18 protein-coding genes and 1 riboswitch are annotated in these 17,627 nt (G+C 43.4%); of the genes, 4 read left to right on the top strand and 14 right to left on the bottom strand.

Going from position 1 to position 17,627, the window contains the following annotated elements:
* Window positions 1-4: 4 nt before the first annotated feature.
* The 3 genes from BCV39_RS14340 to BCV39_RS14330 form a co-directional block, all read right to left on the bottom strand.
* On the bottom strand, window positions 5-988 hold the full coding sequence (locus BCV39_RS14340) for a MoxR family ATPase (RefSeq protein ID WP_102431218.1): 984 nt from the start codon (window positions 986-988) through the stop codon (window positions 5-7).
* A gap of 149 nt (window positions 989-1,137) precedes the next feature.
* Window positions 1,138-3,510 carry a tetratricopeptide repeat protein gene (locus tag BCV39_RS14335; RefSeq protein ID WP_102431219.1) on the bottom strand — a complete coding sequence of 791 codons (2,373 nt, stop codon included), beginning with the start codon at window positions 3,508-3,510 and terminating at the stop codon, window positions 1,138-1,140.
* Between the two features lie 208 nt (window positions 3,511-3,718).
* A complete protein-coding gene (locus BCV39_RS14330) occupies window positions 3,719-5,266 on the bottom strand; it encodes an arylsulfatase (protein ID WP_102431220.1) in 1,548 nt (515 codons plus the stop codon).
* Between the two features lie 346 nt (window positions 5,267-5,612).
* On the opposite strand from BCV39_RS14330, the gene BCV39_RS14325 reads away from it, so the two are divergent.
* Window positions 5,613-7,175, top strand: coding sequence for an arylsulfatase (locus tag BCV39_RS14325; protein WP_077681544.1), 1,563 nt, complete (start codon window positions 5,613-5,615; stop codon window positions 7,173-7,175).
* Window positions 7,176-7,468: 293 nt separating this feature from the next.
* The gene (locus BCV39_RS14320; RefSeq protein WP_048660297.1) at window positions 7,469-8,134 is read left to right on the top strand and encodes a DUF2057 family protein; all 666 of its coding nucleotides are present in this window, start codon (window positions 7,469-7,471) and stop codon (window positions 8,132-8,134) included.
* Window positions 8,135-8,222: 88 nt separating this feature from the next.
* On the opposite strand, the gene BCV39_RS23185 is transcribed toward BCV39_RS14320, so the two are convergent.
* The 3 genes from BCV39_RS23185 to BCV39_RS14310 form a co-directional block, all read right to left on the bottom strand.
* The gene (locus BCV39_RS23185; RefSeq protein WP_165887216.1) at window positions 8,223-8,375 is read right to left on the bottom strand and encodes a hypothetical protein; all 153 of its coding nucleotides are present in this window, start codon (window positions 8,373-8,375) and stop codon (window positions 8,223-8,225) included.
* Window positions 8,376-8,547: 172 nt separating this feature from the next.
* Window positions 8,548-9,264: a Crp/Fnr family transcriptional regulator gene (locus BCV39_RS14315; protein ID WP_102431221.1), complete on the bottom strand. Its 717-nt coding sequence runs from the start codon at window positions 9,262-9,264 to the stop codon at window positions 8,548-8,550.
* A gap of 252 nt (window positions 9,265-9,516) precedes the next feature.
* A complete protein-coding gene (locus BCV39_RS14310) occupies window positions 9,517-10,530 on the bottom strand; it encodes an adenosine deaminase (protein ID WP_102431222.1) in 1,014 nt (337 codons plus the stop codon).
* A gap of 90 nt (window positions 10,531-10,620) precedes the next feature.
* Window positions 10,621-10,720, bottom strand: a riboswitch (purine riboswitch).
* A gap of 167 nt (window positions 10,721-10,887) precedes the next feature.
* Here BCV39_RS14310 and BCV39_RS14305 point away from each other — a divergent pair.
* On the top strand, window positions 10,888-11,670 hold the full coding sequence (locus BCV39_RS14305; RefSeq protein WP_102431223.1) for a LuxR C-terminal-related transcriptional regulator: 783 nt from the start codon (window positions 10,888-10,890) through the stop codon (window positions 11,668-11,670).
* A 142-nt stretch (window positions 11,671-11,812) separates the two neighbouring features.
* Here BCV39_RS14305 and BCV39_RS14300 read toward each other — a convergent pair whose 3' ends face one another.
* Complete coding sequence (locus BCV39_RS14300; protein WP_102431224.1) at window positions 11,813-12,307, bottom strand: GNAT family N-acetyltransferase; 495 nt, start codon at window positions 12,305-12,307, stop codon at window positions 11,813-11,815.
* A gap of 161 nt (window positions 12,308-12,468) precedes the next feature.
* Window positions 12,469-13,455 (bottom strand): DUF2860 family protein, encoded by a 987-nt coding sequence (locus BCV39_RS14295; RefSeq protein WP_102431225.1) that lies wholly within the window; start codon window positions 13,453-13,455, stop codon window positions 12,469-12,471.
* Window positions 13,456-13,658: 203 nt separating this feature from the next.
* On the opposite strand from BCV39_RS14295, the gene BCV39_RS14290 reads away from it, so the two are divergent.
* Complete coding sequence (locus BCV39_RS14290; RefSeq protein ID WP_048660303.1) at window positions 13,659-14,156, top strand: fasciclin domain-containing protein; 498 nt, start codon at window positions 13,659-13,661, stop codon at window positions 14,154-14,156.
* A gap of 129 nt (window positions 14,157-14,285) precedes the next feature.
* Here BCV39_RS14290 and BCV39_RS14285 read toward each other — a convergent pair whose 3' ends face one another.
* From BCV39_RS14285 to BCV39_RS14260, 6 genes are all read right to left on the bottom strand, one after another.
* Entirely contained in the window at window positions 14,286-14,582 is a 297-nt protein-coding gene (locus BCV39_RS14285; protein ID WP_102431226.1) for a hypothetical protein, read from the bottom strand.
* Between the two features lie 198 nt (window positions 14,583-14,780).
* Window positions 14,781-14,981 (bottom strand): hypothetical protein, encoded by a 201-nt coding sequence (locus tag BCV39_RS23070; RefSeq protein WP_157933142.1) that lies wholly within the window; start codon window positions 14,979-14,981, stop codon window positions 14,781-14,783.
* 97 nt (window positions 14,982-15,078) lie between these two features.
* Entirely contained in the window at window positions 15,079-15,543 is a 465-nt protein-coding gene (locus BCV39_RS14275; RefSeq protein ID WP_048663458.1) for a GNAT family N-acetyltransferase, read from the bottom strand.
* 91 nt (window positions 15,544-15,634) lie between these two features.
* Window positions 15,635-15,949 (bottom strand): cupin domain-containing protein, encoded by a 315-nt coding sequence (locus BCV39_RS14270; protein ID WP_102431228.1) that lies wholly within the window; start codon window positions 15,947-15,949, stop codon window positions 15,635-15,637.
* Between the two features lie 67 nt (window positions 15,950-16,016).
* Window positions 16,017-16,520 carry a YgjV family protein gene (locus tag BCV39_RS14265; RefSeq protein ID WP_048660308.1) on the bottom strand — a complete coding sequence of 168 codons (504 nt, stop codon included), beginning with the start codon at window positions 16,518-16,520 and terminating at the stop codon, window positions 16,017-16,019.
* A gap of 100 nt (window positions 16,521-16,620) precedes the next feature.
* Window positions 16,621-17,421, bottom strand: coding sequence for a PhzF family phenazine biosynthesis protein (locus BCV39_RS14260; protein ID WP_102431229.1), 801 nt, complete (start codon window positions 17,419-17,421; stop codon window positions 16,621-16,623).
* Between the last annotated feature and the right edge of the window lie 206 nt (window positions 17,422-17,627).

Here is a 17,627-nt window from a genome sequence, read left to right as displayed (position 1 = left end):
CTAGTTATCCGATCTCAACATTATCAAGCAGTTCTTCAACCACTCTTTGATGGTCAACACCATCGGCTAATGCATCGTAAGACAACGAGAATCGGTGGCCTAATACGGTTGGTAACATGGCACGCACATCGTCTAACGTGACGTGGTCACGCCCTTGCAGCCACGCATAGGCGCGAGCACATTTATCCAATGAAATAGAAGCACGAGGACTTGAACCAATTTCAATCCATTTCGATAAGTCTGATTCTGGATAACGCTCAGGTTTTCGTGTCGCCATTACCAAAGCCACGATGTAGTTCTCAACTAAATCGGAAACGGCAATGTCTGGAAGTTGGCGGCGCGCTTCAAGCACCAATTCAGGTTCAATATGTTGTGGAGTGACTAATTTTGAACTCGTTTCGCTACCCAACTCTTCACTGCGCACCAGTCGAATGATGTCGCGTTCAGCTTCATCTTCTGGATAGTCGACCGTGACTTTCATAATGAAACGGTCCATCTGTGCTTCAGGCAGTGGATACGTACCTTCTTGCTCAACTGGGTTTTGCGTAGCGAGCACCATGAATAGATCAGGTAGGATATGAGTTTGACCACCCACCGTAATCGTCCCTTCCGCCATGGCTTCAAGCAGAGCCGCTTGTACCTTTGCAGGAGCGCGGTTCACTTCATCGGCTAAAACAATACTGTTGAAAATAGGACCCGGTTGAAAGTGCAACTGAGGCTTTCCATCAAGCTCTTGATACACCTCCGTACCCGTCACATCTGACGGCAGCAGGTCAGGAGTAAACTGAATTCGACCAAAACTGGTGTTCAGTAGATTCGCCAGCGATTTTACTGAGCGAGTTTTCGCAGTACCGGGAAGCCCCTCAAGAAGCACATGTCCATTAGTCAATAACCCTATCACCAGAGCCCGAACGACGTGGCTCTGACCGATAACACTTTTTTCTGTTTGTTCAATCAGTTGGTTTATTGCTTGTTGCGCATGGTTCATAGGTCTTCCCTTAATTCAATCTGGCTGCGTACATCCTACTCACAAGCCCCATAACTATTAGTTATACACATGATAAACAGTTATAAACGTGATAATTGGTTACAAGCGGAATAAGCAGCAAGCACGATAGCCAAGCTCACCTCATCGCTTTATTTAAACCTAGATTTCAATTGGTTAATGGCTTCCGGCGGTGCTACTTTGCTCAATGATGAAATACACTGCTCAAACGCCTTTGGTACGCCCGGTAAATGGCTGTTTCGCGCCAACACTTCACACTGGGCATACAGGTGCTGTGGGTTGCGGCTAAATTGGTAAGCCTTGTGCAGTGATTGACTTGCCGCAAGCACATCCGATTTCTCTAAAGCCAATCCGTACACATACCAATATTGTGGGTCGGTTTGCGCAGTTTCAGCGGCTTGTTTAAGGTAGTCCGTTGCTTGTTCGTAATCTTTCACACGAAGCAGAGACAATCCTGTGCTGTATGGCAATACACTCGATTTAGGCTGAGCTTCAATGCCTTGCTTCAACGTCGACAACGTTTTTGCTTCGTTACCTTGCGCTCGATACAAATCCGCTAAATTGGCGTAGCTGTTTTCGAAATAAGGCTCGATTTCGATTGCACCTTGATAGAACTCAATCGCTTTATCGTGCTGACCTAAATCGCGGTAAACGTTACCTAAATTTGTGCGGCCAAATCCTCTGTCGGCATTAAATTGTTGTATCTCAATGTACTCTTCCAATGCAGGCTTGATTTGGTCTTTCTGCAGCGGATTCATTTCTCCCCAGTAACGTACTAGCGCGCCTGCGGTTTCTGATCGAATCGACAATACAGGGTCTTTCAATAATGGCTCTAGAATCTGCCAGCGATCAGTGAATGGGAAGCCAGACGAGCCTTGCACCACACCCAAGCGGATCATTTCATCATCGTGTTTCACCGCTCTCGCTAATGAGATAAGCGTGTTCTTGCCCGTGTTGCCACCTAAACGTTCTAAACTCGAAGCACGAATGATATTACTTAAACTTGAGTCTTGAGCTGAATACGCCAGTGCATCTTCTGCACCTCTATGCCCGATTGAATCCGCATAAAAGGCAACAGCAAAGTGTTGCTGGTTACGATACTTAGAATCTGGGAACCACTTACCAATTTGCTGATCGGCCCATTGATCAATTTGGTCTTCATGACAGCTCGTACACACGTTCGGTGTTTTAATGTGTTGGCTAATATCTGGACGTGGAATATGCCAGCTGTGGTCACGCCTTGGATCGACTTCCATGTAAGTCGTTTCTGGCATGTGACAAGTGGTACATTGTGAAACTTCGGTATTGGCTTCATGGAATGTGTGCTTTTCAGGTGTGTATTCAGAAGCAATGTGACACTGGCTACACACGGCTTCTTCGGCAATTTTCAGTTCTGCAGTATGAGGATCGTGACAGTTAGTACAAGTAACGCCTTTCTCTGCCATCACTGATTGCAAGAAGGAGCCGTAAACGTAATCTTCATCGTAGATTTGACCATCGTTATGGTAAAGCTCAGGAGTAATCAAACTTAGACGATACTTATCAAAGAAAGACCCGTTAACGTGGTCGCCTGTTTCATTCAACTGAGTGCGTCGGCTATGGCACTGAGCACAGGTTTGAACTTGATTGGTATGAATGATGTCTTTTGGTTGCAGTGTTGAATTACCCTCTTGATAGATCCACTCCTTCACCGACTTCGACAAATCGCGGTCAAAGCCGTAATGCGCCGAGACATGGGCATTTTTTCCCCCTTTGGCTGCGGTTTGCTGGTTATTTGTTTGCTGGGCTTGTTCAACGTGCTCACTCGCAGGGCCATGACACGCTTCACAACCGACATTAATCTCCGACCATGTGGTGTCGTAGGTATTACTCGCGCTATCGTAGTTCTTTTCTAGGTTCGTTGAATGGCAATCAGCACACATGAAGTTCCAGTTTTGACCGCTATTGGTCCAGTAGAATTCATCCGTGTTGGTGGTATCAGGATAAAGGTGAAACCAGCGTTGACCGCCTTCACTCTTATCTCGAGAATCCCAAGCGAAAGGAATCAACTGCACGCGTCCGTCTTCAAACTCAACCATGTACTGTTGCAGAGGTTCAAAGGCAAAGGTATAGCTGATTTTGTAATCTTTGAATTGACCATCAGGCCCTTCAATGTTTACCCAGAATTCATCACCTTTGCGGAAAAAGCGATTAGGCTTTCCTTGATGGGTGATGGTTTGGTTATTGAAATCACCGAGAACGGAATCTTCGGTGGCATGCTTCATCGCCATGTCGTGATGAGAACCTTGCCATGCTTCCACTTCCACACTGTGACAGTCAATACAAGCTTCAGATCCGACATACGTCGCTTGAGAGCTCGCATGCGAAGCTTCTGATAAAGCCTGTTCATTGGCATGCGTGTGGAAACTAAGTATCGACAACACGGGTAAAGATAACATTGCGGATAATACTGCAACTCGCTGGTGTTTCAATCCGTTCACTAGCAAGCACAACCATGCAGACATAACATTCCTTGTTTTTATACATCCTTATGCTTAATAAGGTAGACGCAAAAACAATGAATTTACAATTATTTAGTGGCAGCGAGCACGATAGTTGTGATTCATATTCACGACTGGTATTTACTCATCGGTATGCGCATAAAAAAAGAGCTCCTAGGAGCTCTCTTGTGTTACCAGTTTCATTAAGCTATCAGTTTCAACAAACCAAAGCTTACTTGTTATGGTTCTCTTGAAGTTTTTCCATAACCTGATCCAAGCTAAAGCTTGCTGCTTTTTGGCGTGGTGGATATTCAGCAAAGGTTTCTAGGAACTTGCCAACATACGCTTGTGCAGGAACGAACATATAAGCATGGTCTAACAACCAATCATAGTAAGTATTCGATGTGATATCTGCGTTTTCGTATGGGTCCATACGGAGGTTAAACAGCTTAGGAAGACGTAACGTCACGAACGGTTCTGACCAAATCTGCATCGTACCCGTTGCACGCTGCTCCATGAACACCGCTTTCCATTGGTTGTAACGAAGAGCCGCTAAATCACCATCATCGGTAAAGTAGAATACTTCATGACGACGACCTTTTTCTTCTTCACCGGTTAGGTAAGGAAGGAAGTTATATCCGTCTAGGTGAACCTTAAACGTTTTATCACCCGCAGTATGACCTTTCAGCAGCTTCTCTTTGATTTGATCATCACCAGCGGCTGCTACGAAGGTTGGCATCCAGTCCATGTGGTGCATAATTTCGTTAGAAACGCTGCCCGGTTCAATCTTACCAGGCCAACGAACCATTGCTGGTACACGGTATGCGCCTTCCCAGTTGGTGTTTTTCTCACCACGGAACGGCGTTGTACCGGCATCAGGCCAAGAGTTCATGTGTGGACCATTATCCGTTGAGTAGAAAACAATCGTGTTGTCTTTGATACCCAATTCGTCGACTTGTTTCAGTAACTGTCCAACGTGGCGGTCGTGTTCAACCATACCATCAGCGTAGTTACCAACGCCCGTCACACCCTTACTATCCGCTTTCACATGAGTTCTGAAGTGCATACGTGTTGCGTTCCACCAAACGAAGAATGGCTTATCGGCTTTCACTGCGCGATCCATAAAATCAAGCGCGGCATCGAGCGTTTCTTCGTCAACGGTTTCCATACGCTTACGTGTTAATGGGCCCGTATCTTCAATCTTGCCGTCAGCAAATGATTTGATAACACCACGCGGGCCAAACTTCTTACGAAACTCTGGGTCGGTTGGGTAATCTTCATTTTCTGGTTCTTCTTCAGCATTTAGGTGATAAAGGTTGCCAAAAAATTCGTCAAACCCGTGCGCTGTTGGAAGAAATTCATCTTTATCGCCAAGGTGGTTTTTACCAAATTGACCTGTCATGTAACCCATAGGTTTAAGCAATTCAGCAATGGTTGCATCTTCTGCTTGAAGGCCAATATCTGCACCTGGCAAGCCTACTTTACTTAAGCCTGTTCTCAGTACACTTTGACCTGTAATGAACGTAGAGCGACCTGCGGTACAAGATTGCTCTGCGTAGTAATCGGTAAACATCATGCCTTCTTTGGCGATGCTATCAATATTCGGGGTTTTGTAACCCATGAGACCGAAGGTGTATGCACTCACATTGGATTGACCAATATCGTCCCCCCAAATGACCAATATATTTGGCTTTTCTGCCGCAAAAGTGGCGCTAGACGCGGCCATCATTGCTGTACCCAAAATCGCTAATCGACGTTTAGCGCCATATTTCGCTGTCATAGAAACCTCTTCGTAAGTTATTTGCATCCTGCCCTACAACGTATAGTCCATTTTTTGAACGATCGCGAGATTCGCTAAACTATTAATCTATTTGTCATTTTTATTGAGATATGGACACCGGAATCATCGATAAGGTTAACGCCAACAAACATGATAAGGATCACACATACAAACTAAGGACTTATTCATTCAACCCACTAAAAATGATATTGATCAATGGGTTAACTGAGCATCATAACGATTGGTTATAAGCACTATAAAAGGACGAAGCGGAATTTTGGGAATAACATTTATTCATCGATGTGTTGCTCTAACGCATTAATCTTTAAAGTGAATCGGAGTCCTTATGGGTACTAAAATTAATAAACTAGCATTAGGTGTTGGCTTATTAGCAGCTTCTTCAGCGGCAACGGCAGCAGAAAAACCAAACATTCTTGCTATCTGGGGTGATGACATTGGTGTATTCAACATCAGTGCATACAACAACGGTATGATGGGTTACGAAACACCTAACATCGACCGTATAGCTAACGAAGGCGCACTATTTACTGACCACTACGGTCAACAATCGTGTACTGCTGGTCGTGCTGCATTCCTAACGGGTCAAGAACCTTTCCGTACAGGTCTATTAACTATCGGTATGCCAGGTTCTGATCACGGTATCCCAGATTGGGCTCCAACTATCGCAGACCTTCTTAAAGAACAGGGCTACATGACTGCTCAGTTCGGTAAGAACCACATGGGTGACCAAGATAAACACCTTCCAACGAACCACGGTTTTGACCAGTTCTTCGGTAACCTATACCACCTGAATGCAGAAGAAGAGCCAGAAACATACTACTACCCTAAAGATCCTGAGTTCCGTAAGAACTTTGGGCCTCGTGGTGTAATCAAATCAACTTCTGACGGTAAGATTGAAGATACTGGCCCTATGACGCGTAAACGTATGGAGCACGCGGATGAAGAGTTCCTAGAAGAATCTCTAGCCTTCATGGAAAAAGCAGTGAAAGCGGACAAACCATTCTTCATTTGGCACAACACAACACGTATGCACGTGTGGACTCGTCTACAAGAAAAATACCAAGGCGCATCGGGTATCAGCATTTACGCTGACGGCATGTTAGAGCACGATGACCAAGTAGGTATCCTACTAGACAAGCTTGATGAGCTTAAGATCGCAGACAACACCATCGTCATCTACTCTACTGATAACGGTGCAGAAACCGTATCTTGGCCTGATGGCGGTGCGACTTACTTCCACGGTGAGAAAGGTACAACTTACGAAGGCGGTATGCGTGTTCCTCAGCTAGTTCGCTGGCCTGGTACAATCAAGCCGGGAACTAAGATCAACGACATCATGAGTCACCAAGACTGGATTCCGACTCTACTAGCAGCAGCTGGTGATGATAAAGTGGTTGAGAAGCTGGCTTCTGATAAAGGTGCGACTTACAACGGTAAAAACTGGCGTGTACACCTAGATGGTTACAACTTCCTGCCTTACTTCCAAGGTAAAGAAGAGAAAGGCCCTCGTGATAGCATGCTTTACTTCTCTGCTAACGCTGAGTTAAACGCGGTACGTTGGAATGACTTCAAGATTTCGTTCGCTGTAATGGACGGTAACATCACAGATGCAGTGCGTTTCCAACCAAACTGGCCTCAAGTCGTTCACCTACGTGCAGACCCATTCGAAAAAGCACCACACGAGTCTGGCATGTACCTGCGTTGGATGGCAGACAACATGTGGCTATTCGTACCAGTAGGCGGCAAAGTACAAGAATTTATGAACACACTACCTGACTACCCAATGCAGAACAGCCAAGTACTGAACCCTGGTAACTTCAACCAGAATGCTTACATGCTTCAAGGTAAACTTAAGCAACTAGAAGCTGCAGCAGCACAAGCTAAATAAGCTACTCTAGATTAAAAATGTAATAACGAAGCCGTGGTGACTGAATGCAGTGACCGCGGCTTTTTAGTATCCAATACAAATAACATAAGACGCGAACCGCCAACTAGTATAATTCACACCCAACCTACCCTCTCATTTTTCAAAAATAAAAACTCACACTAGTCAATGTGAACCTTAATATATGACCGTTGCGTTAAGATTTCGCAAATTTTTTCAAATCCTTATGACATGACTTGAATTGGAGTTCTTACCATGCGATTGTAATTCAACTGCCCATAAACAACTGTATGATTATGAAAACATTAAAATCCATCGCGCTGCTTTCCACAATTATCGCAGCACCACACGCGTTCGCTGACGTAACAATTGAAGTTCCTTCTAGCGCAGATGCTTTAGTCGAAGTCTTAGCGGTTAACGAAGCTAAGCCTGCTCTTGAGGGTGGCTTTTTCTCTTCAAGCAAAACGATCACCGTGCCAGACGGCGTAAACCAAATCGTTTTCAAATATCAACTTGCTTTCAGCCAAGGTAACGACCGCGAGTTTGTCGATAGCGATACGATTATTGCTACTTTTGATGCGACAGACACAGCATTGACGTTCGATATGCCTAAGTTCCGTAACACCAACGAAGCGAAAAAAGGCCTTCAAAACTTAGATTGGAAACTGGTTGATGAAAACCAAAATGCAATCAGTGTTAAGCAAGACAAACTTATCAAAGATGGCATGCAGATTGGTCGTAAGTACCCGCAAGAAGCGAAAGAATACAACCAGAAAGGTGGCATCGCTGCACTTACAGTAGGTGCTAGTGCGGGCGCAGCAGCAGCTGTCGTACAGCCAGTAACGCTTCCAGCAAAGATTGACGGAAATGCAGCAAATACAGCTGAAGAGATGTTGTATTTCTGGTACGAAAAAGCAGATGCTGAAACAAAGCAGAAATTCAAAGACTACGTGAACAAGTAACTCAACTGTCTTAATTTAAAAATGAAAGAAGCTGGCACACTGCCAGCTTCTTTTTTGTCTTCATCTAGGTACTTTAGGCTCGTATAGATTAAGCAGACTCAGTGGATACCACTTTGCCATCCACTCTGGTTGGCCATCCTAGCGCTTTATACTCTTCAGCCAGTAAGTATGCACAGCGGCTAGAAATTCTTGTTTTAATCCATTCACCAAGTCCCAATACTTTATATTCCAGTACAGCCATTTTCATAACAATTCTATTCCGCTCTAATTCAATTTATAAATCTAGAGTGAACATTATAGATATTCTCTTGTGGTGTATGTTCCTAAAAGAACACTGTGCATAATTTTTTCATGTGATATTGATTTATCACTGAAGATCCAATCATCCAAAGGTTAGCTGTGCTGTTAGAGATTCACGCTTTAATCTCAGCGACAGGATCGCGCATCATCAAATTCATTGGTGAAATACGCTCATACAAACCCTCAGCATCAGTGATGAACACCTTCCCTCTCTCTATCTTCACTAAGCCCTGTTGCTCAATACCTTTAAGCACCTCATTCAACCTGGGTCTCGAGATCCCTGTAATGGTACTCAATTGAGTTTGTGAGATATTTATACTCACGGTCGCACCTGCTATATTGGTTTGGCGTGCAGCAAGCTCCAACAAGACGTAAATGGTTTTCTGTTCTTTTTCATGAATCGAGGATAAGTAAGCTTGCATCCAAATAGATTGTGCTTTGGTCCCACTATGCAACAACCATTTGAATACCATGCACTGCTCTTCGGCAAGCGCTAACACCTTCTTGGCAGGAAACAGTACCATGGTAATAGGCTCGACCTCCTCAGCCACAGCAAAGAGGTTGTAGTCAGCATGAATAGACAAAGCACCTAGCCAATCTCCTCTTCCAATCACACCACCGGATATGCTTTTCATATTCTCAGTAGAAAAACAGATTCCTGCAGAACCACTCAGAATATAGAAAACGCCAGGCAGATTTTGGAATTTCTTGGTAATTTCCAGGCTATGAACACTCGTTTTTAAAACAGCAATCTCGATTAAGCTATCGATCAATTCTTGCGGCAATTCACATGGCCACTCAATTTGTTCACTGATTGTTGGGTCTAACAACGGTGTATTCCTCCTCCGACAATCGCTATGTTCACGTTATACAGCGTTAGTGCTGCATTTTGCACTCCTTCTAAAGGTAGTTCATTACAGCTAGAGGAGATGTTTTTAGCAAAATAAAATCATACCTCTTAGTCAGTTAGGTTACTTCTCACCTAAAAATTGCGTAGAAGCAATATAAAAACGACCAACATATGTCGGTCGTTATAAGACTCTAAGCTACAGAGTTTTTATAGCCGAAGTCTAAACTAGAGACTATTCAGAATCGGCTTTAGAAAGGTAGTCTTGAACACGCTCACGATATTGCTGCTTCAATGACTCTTCGATAAAGCTCGCGTCAATCGCATTCAAAGTAAACTGTGCCAGTTCTTTCTGCGTCATCTCATGAGATTGCCTCACTGCGTTGAAGTTATCCAACATGTAGCCACCAAAGTACGCTGGATCATCAGAGTTTATGGTTACAGCGACACCCTTTCTCAACAGCTCGACAATGTTGTGCTCTTCCATTACATCAAACACTCGTAATTTGATGTTAGACAATGGACACACGGTCAGCGGCATTTTAGTCTCAATCAATTCGACGATTAAAGCGTCATCTGTCATGCATTGCACACCATGATCCACTCGACTCACGCTGAGCATTTCAATCGTATCCACAATGTTTTGAGCAGGACCTTCTTCCCCTGCATGTGCCACAGTTAAGAAACCCGCTTGTTTCGCTTGTTGGAATACACGTTTGAACTTCTCTGGTGGATGTCCTAATTCAGAAGAATCCAACCCAACCCCGACGATCTTATCTTGATGTTTTAACACATCGGCGAACGTTTGAATGGCGCGCTCTTCAGTCAGGTGACGCAAGAAACAAGCGATAATTTGAGAGGTAATACCCAGCTCTTTTTGCCCCTGTTGAAGTGCACGATGAATACCGTTAATGACCGTGTCGAATGCAATACCACGATCAGTATGTGTCTGAGGATCAAAGAAGATTTCGGTGTGAATAACATTATCAGCCTTACAACGCTCTAAGTACGCCCATGTTAGGTCATAGAAATCTTGTTCAGTGCGAAGCGCATCTGCACCTTGATAATAGATATCCAGAAACGACTGCAAGTCATCAAATTGGTATGCGCGCCTTAACTGCTCTGGGGATGAGTAAGGTAGCTCAATGCCGTTGCGTTGAGCGAGTTGAAAAAGCAACTCAGGTTCGAGTGAGCCTTCAATGTGTAAATGCAACTCTACTTTTGGAAGCCCTTGAATAAATGCGTTCATATTTCACCTACTATGGATTTTAGGTGTGCACTTACTCTGAATAATAGACAGGAGGTTTTCTTGAACGCTATTACAAAGAGTAAGAACACAATTGTGTTCTAAACCCTTCGTAATCAGCACTTTGCGGGAGCTGGTAGAGACCCCCAAACCATATCATTGGGGTTATACGAAGCAAACGGTTGCTACTATACAGAGTTCAGTGTGAATTTCACTAATCGTTTCTCGATAAAACTAATAAATTACTCAGTAGCATTTAAGAATACTCGCCACACCTTATTCAGAACGACATTCTAATATTAGATTGACACACTTTAGTTATTGCCGCTATTTTGTCTAAAACCATAAAAGACGGTCGATATGAAACACAACCTATTCGCGAGCTTTGAGGATCTCCTCTCTCACCAAACCAAAACTTTGACTGCATGCCAGCCCAAAGATTTCGATAGCACTTTTTTCTTACTGGCAAGAGAAGCGCTCGCTTGGTTTAAGCTCGACAGACTTACCCTATTTCCAAACTCAATGATTCTTCTGGATACAGGAAAAAGTATTTCCGTATCCCAAACAGATACTCCACCGCTTGAAATGGAACGCTTTCTAAAAGGCAATTATCTTGACTACCTTAAGCTTTTACGTTCAAAAGAGTGTTGGCAGTTGTTCCCTGAAGAAACACTAAAGAACCATAAACTCGACCCGTTACGTGTACTTTATGAAGAAGGTGCTCATTGGCATGGGATTGTAAGCCTTTCGTTGTTTGGCCAGCAGTGGGGAGCTATCGGCTTCTCACGGTTCAATCGTTACGATAAGCCAATTGAAGAGGCTGACATGAAGCGAATCAAATTGCTGAGTGATATCTGGCTCTGTTTTTGGCAGCATTCCAAAATGACGCGTAGTGTCACCAGCGATGAAACCAATAATATTAACGAGAGTGAAAAACTATTATTGCTGACCAAAAGGCAGTGTGCGGTTCTGACTCAACTGGCACAAGGTTATACCGCAAAGCAATGTGCTGAGATCCTCTTTTTAAGCCCTAGAACCATTGAGTCACACAAATACCGCATGTTGGATATTTTGGAACTCGACAACCATACCGAACTGATTCAGTTTGCACTGCGAAATGGCTTTGGCATCGATAATCCATAGCGATCTTATCAACAAATCTGATAGTGACGAATGCTTATAAACACAAAACCCTCAGCAAATAAAATTTGAGGGTTTTATTAAAATAACCCTGTTAATTAATATCTTACTTCAACTGCTTCAGTTATATAGAGTCACTTCGCCTTCAAAGGTAATCTGGTCGTATTCTCGACATTAGTAACATATCGATGTACTTACCGCCTTTGAACGTACTGAGCCTTTTTGTGCCTTCTAACTGAAAACCTACACGTTCATACAAAGCAATAGCGGCGTGGTTGTCAGCATGAACCTCTAACTCAAGACGCACGAGGTTAAGCCAGTTATCCGCCTGATTGATCGCTTCTTGCATTAACGCCTTACCGACCCCTTTACCATGCATATCCGGGTGAATAGCAATACCAAGACCAGCGCAGTGCCTGTCTCTTACCTTGCTGGTCATGAATAAAGTAATATGGCCCACTACTTTACCGGATACTTCCGCAACTAAAGTGAAATGGTCGGAGTGACCAAACAGTCGCTCCACTTGATCAGAGCTGAGGAAAGGCTTTTGAGAGGTGTTTTCTGATACTGATGGATGGCGATAAATATCAAAAATATCTTGGTTGTCTGTGAGTTCTAGATGTCTAATTTGTATTTCCAAAGCGCTTCCTTACTATCTGATCTTTTTAACTGAACGACTTTCATACTACGGATAGCAACGAGCACCTACAACCTTAAAGATTATAAGTGCTCGAAATAATTAAACAGATAATAAACCCAACGAAATCTTAGCGTTATACAAAGCTTCGGAATATCTAATCTTTAGAACTTATAGTCGACACCGACGCTCGCGAGTACCTGTTCAGAATTATAGAAGTCGATGTTTGAATCTATGCTTCTTAAACCAAGTAAAGTAATCAATGACCAATCTTCATATCCCATCAAGCCGCCAAACTCGTATGCTAAGAAGGCGCCATATTCGTTCTCTTCACGAGTTTTTTCATAAATCGGATTTGCTTCATCATACTGACGATCACTGGCATCTAATGTGACCACAAAACCATGGCGACCAATTCTCTTAGCGTAATTCAGTTCAATACCGTAGCTATCAAAGCTCAGTGCACCACCCTCCGCATCTGAATTGAAATACACCATAGATGGAACGAACACACCAGCTTGATTAGGCAAGATGAAGGGATACCCTACCTTGGCATACACATAAGTTCGCTCCCTATCGAGCAGTGCTATCTCTTCAGCAGATAAGTTTAGTGAACTCCCTGACAGCTCATCATCTACGTCTGATTCACCAATCGCGAAATCCGTTCGAAAACCAGTGCCGCCGATGTTAGTCATTTGCAATCGCCCAACATTACCTTTCACATCGGTTTCGTTTCGATTAACGCCAACCGCGTAAGGATCAGACCAAGCCTTACCTGAGATAAGCGTAGGAAGAACAGAAAAATCCAATATGGTGCCACCGGAAAGTTGATGTCTGTAACCAATCTCAAACGCGATGGTACCTGTTGCAATATCCTCTCGTGTCGTACCCGCATATACTTGGTGAGTCAGCGATTCACCAAAAGTATATTGAACGGTACCCAAAAAGCCGAGTAACCCTTGCTTTTCGCTATTCCCTTCCTCAGTGTTGGTTGCTTGATTCGAATCTTGTTCAGTACTCAAATTACTACTGTCAGAGTAGAAACCGGCCAAAACACTGAAGTTACCGCTGAAACCTTCATTTGGAGCAAGGCCACTGTAAGCAGGCATTGAAGCCAATGCAGAAAATACAACTGGTAAAGCAAACCTCATATTCACATCCATTACTTGAATAATCACCCACTAACTATAAGTATCAAAATGCAATTACAACAAGTATTTAACATGGATTTTTTATCCATCTGATGACTTTGGCAGTTGAAGTAAGTGTCACGAGGGTGCAATAAGTTGATCTATCGCTTTTAGGCTTTCGTAATACCTCTCGGAAATAACAGACAAACTCAAAGGACTACAATATGTTTAATCACTTAAGCAAAACCCTGTCAGTACTGTTCGCAACACTTCTTTTCACAGCTTTCGCTCACGCGAATCATCACGGTATGAAGAAAGACATCGTTGATGTGGCAGCAGAAAACGGCTCGTTCACCACCCTAGTTGCGGCGGTAAAAGCAGCAGGCTTAGTAGATACATTGAAAGGCGACGGACCATTTACCGTTTTTGCTCCAACCGATGAGGCTTTTGCAGCATTGCCAGAGGGAACGGTCGATATGCTGTTGAAACCAGAGAATAAAGACAAGTTAGTCGCAGTACTGACTTATCATGTCGTACCTGGGAAAATTATGGCGGCTGAAGTAATGAAACTGAACAGTGCAGTCACAGTCCAAGGTGAAGCTGTAATGGTAGGGATTGATCATGGCAGTGTGATGATCAACAAAGCTAAAGTCGTGATGCCAGACGTTGAAGCAAGCAATGGTGTCATCCATGTTATTGATGCGGTACTGCTACCAAAATAATCAATGGGTAAAGCCAGTAATAAGCCTTCAAAAATTCTTTAAAGGGTGTGACTCGTTCGCACCCTTTTCGTGTTTAGAGATAACTGAGTTTCGTCATCAAAGAAGGCGAACTTTCTTTTGCGTGTACAGCTAGACAAACAAACGTCCGAATATCAAAAAAGCCGCCATCGACACGACCTTGGTAAACACCACTACCCAAATACAGTCACCAATACTCGCGTGTGTTGCCTTCCCGAGAAGGAATACAAAAAGGATCAACCCGAGAGCCCACCCTACAGTTGGAATCAACGACGCTAGAGCAACGATAACAGCGATGGTAAGGAGGGATTTAAAGTCGGCAACAACGAATGACATTTTCGACGCAATGTACATGCAACATGCCGTGATTAAAGCGTCCATTACAAACGCCAAAGCTTCTATTCCCACTTGGATTCCTTAATTAAACTAAATCAGCCTGCATACTATATGCAACCCGGAAAAAGTTCTTAAGAACATGGTAAAAAAACCCACCAACAAATGTCGCAAATTTGAGAATTATGAGAAATAAAATCCGGTCATTCATGTCGGTTATTTCTTATGTTTTTCAAACCCTTTGGTTAATGCTTCGGGACGAGCTGTATTCGTTTATTGATAGGAATCGGAGACATCTTTGTCTTCTCGACTGATACACAGCACATACAGATTGATAACGACAGAAAAGAAAGAAATAACGACGACAAAGATCGGGAATAACCCTTCGAAGCCGAACTTCAAGGCCAGTACCCCTGCCGCCAATGAGAGAGAGGAAATTAAGACGAGGATCTTATTACTAAGTACAATATTCATGAGCCACACTCCATGTAGTCTTTATTAGTTTAGATTAGACCAATAAAGATGCACATAACTCGAAGCCGCCAACACTATTGATAGTTAGCTCAGGCTATTAGATTACTTTCTCCATCACGTAATTCGTCAGTTTTACGCCTCGCATGTCAACTTCTTGCTCATTCACAACCTTGAATCCAAGATGTTCATAGAAAGGTCTGGCGGTAATACTCACCTCTGAGAAGTATCGAGAAACACCGCGAACTCTGCCGACTGAAAATACATGCTCCATCAAAGCTCTTCCTACCCCCTTTCCTTGATATTCATGGTGACAGAAAAAATGGTCAATCAAGCCATTGGGTTGCAAGTCAGTATAGCCAACAACGCGCCCGTCTAACTCGGCCACAAAGGGCTGTATACGGCGAAGACATTTGTCCCACAGTTCCGAATCAAAATCACTTGGTGCCCAAGCCTCGACTTGTTCTTGAGAGTAATCGCGAACGTTGATGTTACGGACGGTATGAAAATAAATCTCCCATAACGCTTTGTTATCACTAGGTTGGTAATTTCTAATTCTAACCACGACATAATCCTTTCATGTATTTAGTGTATTGGACAAGTACCGTATTGCCCCTAAGCGCTCTCTAAATGAGTCGATTCTAGAACAAAGAGATTCAACGATAAAATACAGCCAACCAGATCGTCACAACGTTTTCCACCGTACCAACCACCTTATGCTTTTCTCTCCCAGCAATGTTGATGTAATCCCCTTTAGACAAGGTAACAACACGTCCATCTTCAAACTCGATGACGCCTTGACCTTCGAGCACCATTACCCATTCATTCTCATCTTGGTTGTACCACCCCTCTTCTGGTGAACTGTGTCCATGTGACAGAATTCGCTCAATTCGAATATTCTCGTTACTAATGAGAGCGTTGAACATCTCATTGGGCAGCGACGAAGGGATATCAGCGTAGATATTTGGCATCGAGCTCTCCTAAATCTTGAATAATCGTCATGCGGTGTACTTTATTGCGTAGCAACAGATTCAAACTCTAAGCTATCGCATTCTTTTTGAAGTAAAAACGGTAATAACCCACCAAGTTGCTGCAAATAAACAGCGCTTCCATAAGAACCGCTGTTGGCGAGCCAACTAAATAATTGTGAACCAACCAAAAACTGGTGCCGATGATCATCAATTCTCTTAAGCGGCGGTCATCCTTATTAAACGCAGCGAAGGTTTGAAATACGGAAGCAAAGCAACTCAGTACGCTAGTCAGCCCCGAATAAGTCACGGCCGTTGCGACCACCGACATCGAACAGAATAAATATTTAAACTTAGACGAGGTAGAAAATACGCTCGTCAAATAGCGAATGGTGGCAATCGTCATTAGGCTCGCCGCTGTCCATTGCTCGAGTAGAATAAAGTGACTCGAAATAAGCACACCGGCAAAGAACAGACAAGTGACGATTTTCTTCCTTTCCTTGAACTGGAATGACAGAAGATCGAAGCAAATCGCAATGGCGACTAAGACTTGAGATAGATAAAACGCTGACACAGTGATTCCTTCAATAATAACTTACGCTTTAGCCGCTTCATTCAATCAATCATCGAACGAACTCGCTTGATGCGCTCAAACAGATACAGCCAATAACGCTTTAAATCTTCAACACACCACTAATCACAGTGGTCGCAGAACCGATTAGCTTTATTCGCCCATTAGCTAATAGCTCTGTCGACATATAGCCACCACGACGAGACGCCTGATACGCACTGAAGCTGCTTTTGTTTAGCTTTTCTGCCCAGTGCTGCGTCAATGCACAATGCGCCGACCCTGTCACAGGATCTTCATTTACCCCAACCCATGGTGCAAAATAACGAGAAACAAAATCAAGCTCAGTATTCGATGAAAGCGCTGTCACGACAACGCCTCGCCCTTTAATACCTTTTAAAGCATCAAAATTTGGTGAAAGGCCCAGTAGCACTCGCTCGTCAGACACTTCGATTAGCTGCTTGGAATCAAACTCTCGGAATGAAACGACTTGGTTCGACTCTAAACCAAGATGTTCGAGCAACATGAGGTTGGGCTCAGTAAACAATGATAACTGTGTACTAGGGAAATCAAGCTCAATAGACGATTCACAAACTGCGGCAGACAACTCCCCAGATAAGGTATTAAATATGACCCTATCCCCTGTGTTGAGCAGACCTTGCTCTTTCATCACATGAACGGTTGCCAGTGTACCGTGCCCACACAGCTTCACTTCTACTTCTGGAGTGAACCATTTAAGTGTCATAGTGTTAAGTGACAAAAAAGCCGTTTCGGATACAGCCATCTCTTCAGCAATTGAAAACATTAACGACTCACCCAATGGCTCTTTGGAAATACAGACCCCTGCGGGGTTTCCTTTAAAAGCTTGAGTTGTGAACGAATCCACTTGATATATCTCTAAATTCACAATGTTTCCTAGCTTTGAGATCGGATAAATATTTTGCCTACAATAAGCACAAATACACTGTGCTACAAGTCTTCAACAGAAATTTTATTAATAGTTATTTGAAGAGTAAGGAAAGATAAACAAAGAGTTATGAAAAGAATTGGTGGATGAAGCAGAAGGTTTAATATCGGGCAAGCACTAGATAAAACGTATCAGACAAGGTAGGA

The sequence above is a fragment of the Vibrio sp. 10N.286.55.E10 genome, from assembly GCF_002872555.1.
Classification (GTDB): Bacteria; Pseudomonadota; Gammaproteobacteria; order Enterobacterales; family Vibrionaceae; genus Vibrio; species Vibrio crassostreae.
Note: the sequence above shows the minus strand (reverse complement) of the source record. Positions and strands in the feature narration are given on the sequence as shown.

Excerpts from the sequence above, each read along its gene's own strand:
- BCV39_RS14340 (WP_102431218.1), bottom strand. The coding sequence starts at position 988 with ATGAACCATGCGCAACAAGCAATAAACCAACTGATTGAACAAACAGAA.
- BCV39_RS14335 (WP_102431219.1), bottom strand. The coding sequence starts at position 3,510 with ATGTCTGCATGGTTGTGCTTGCTAGTGAACGGATTGAAACACCAGCGA.
- BCV39_RS14330 (WP_102431220.1), bottom strand. The coding sequence starts at position 5,266 with ATGACAGCGAAATATGGCGCTAAACGTCGATTAGCGATTTTGGGTACA.
- BCV39_RS14325 (WP_077681544.1), top strand. The coding sequence starts at position 5,613 with ATGGGTACTAAAATTAATAAACTAGCATTAGGTGTTGGCTTATTAGCA.
- BCV39_RS14320 (WP_048660297.1), top strand. The coding sequence starts at position 7,469 with ATGAAAACATTAAAATCCATCGCGCTGCTTTCCACAATTATCGCAGCA.
- BCV39_RS23185 (WP_165887216.1), bottom strand. The coding sequence starts at position 8,375 with ATGGCTGTACTGGAATATAAAGTATTGGGACTTGGTGAATGGATTAAA.
- BCV39_RS14310 (WP_102431222.1), bottom strand. The coding sequence starts at position 10,530 with ATGAACGCATTTATTCAAGGGCTTCCAAAAGTAGAGTTGCATTTACAC.
- BCV39_RS14305 (WP_102431223.1), top strand. The coding sequence starts at position 10,888 with ATGAAACACAACCTATTCGCGAGCTTTGAGGATCTCCTCTCTCACCAA.
- BCV39_RS14295 (WP_102431225.1), bottom strand. The coding sequence starts at position 13,455 with ATGAGGTTTGCTTTACCAGTTGTATTTTCTGCATTGGCTTCAATGCCT.
- BCV39_RS14290 (WP_048660303.1), top strand. The coding sequence starts at position 13,659 with ATGTTTAATCACTTAAGCAAAACCCTGTCAGTACTGTTCGCAACACTT.
- BCV39_RS23070 (WP_157933142.1), bottom strand. The coding sequence starts at position 14,981 with ATGAATATTGTACTTAGTAATAAGATCCTCGTCTTAATTTCCTCTCTC.
- BCV39_RS14270 (WP_102431228.1), bottom strand. The coding sequence starts at position 15,949 with ATGCCAAATATCTACGCTGATATCCCTTCGTCGCTGCCCAATGAGATG.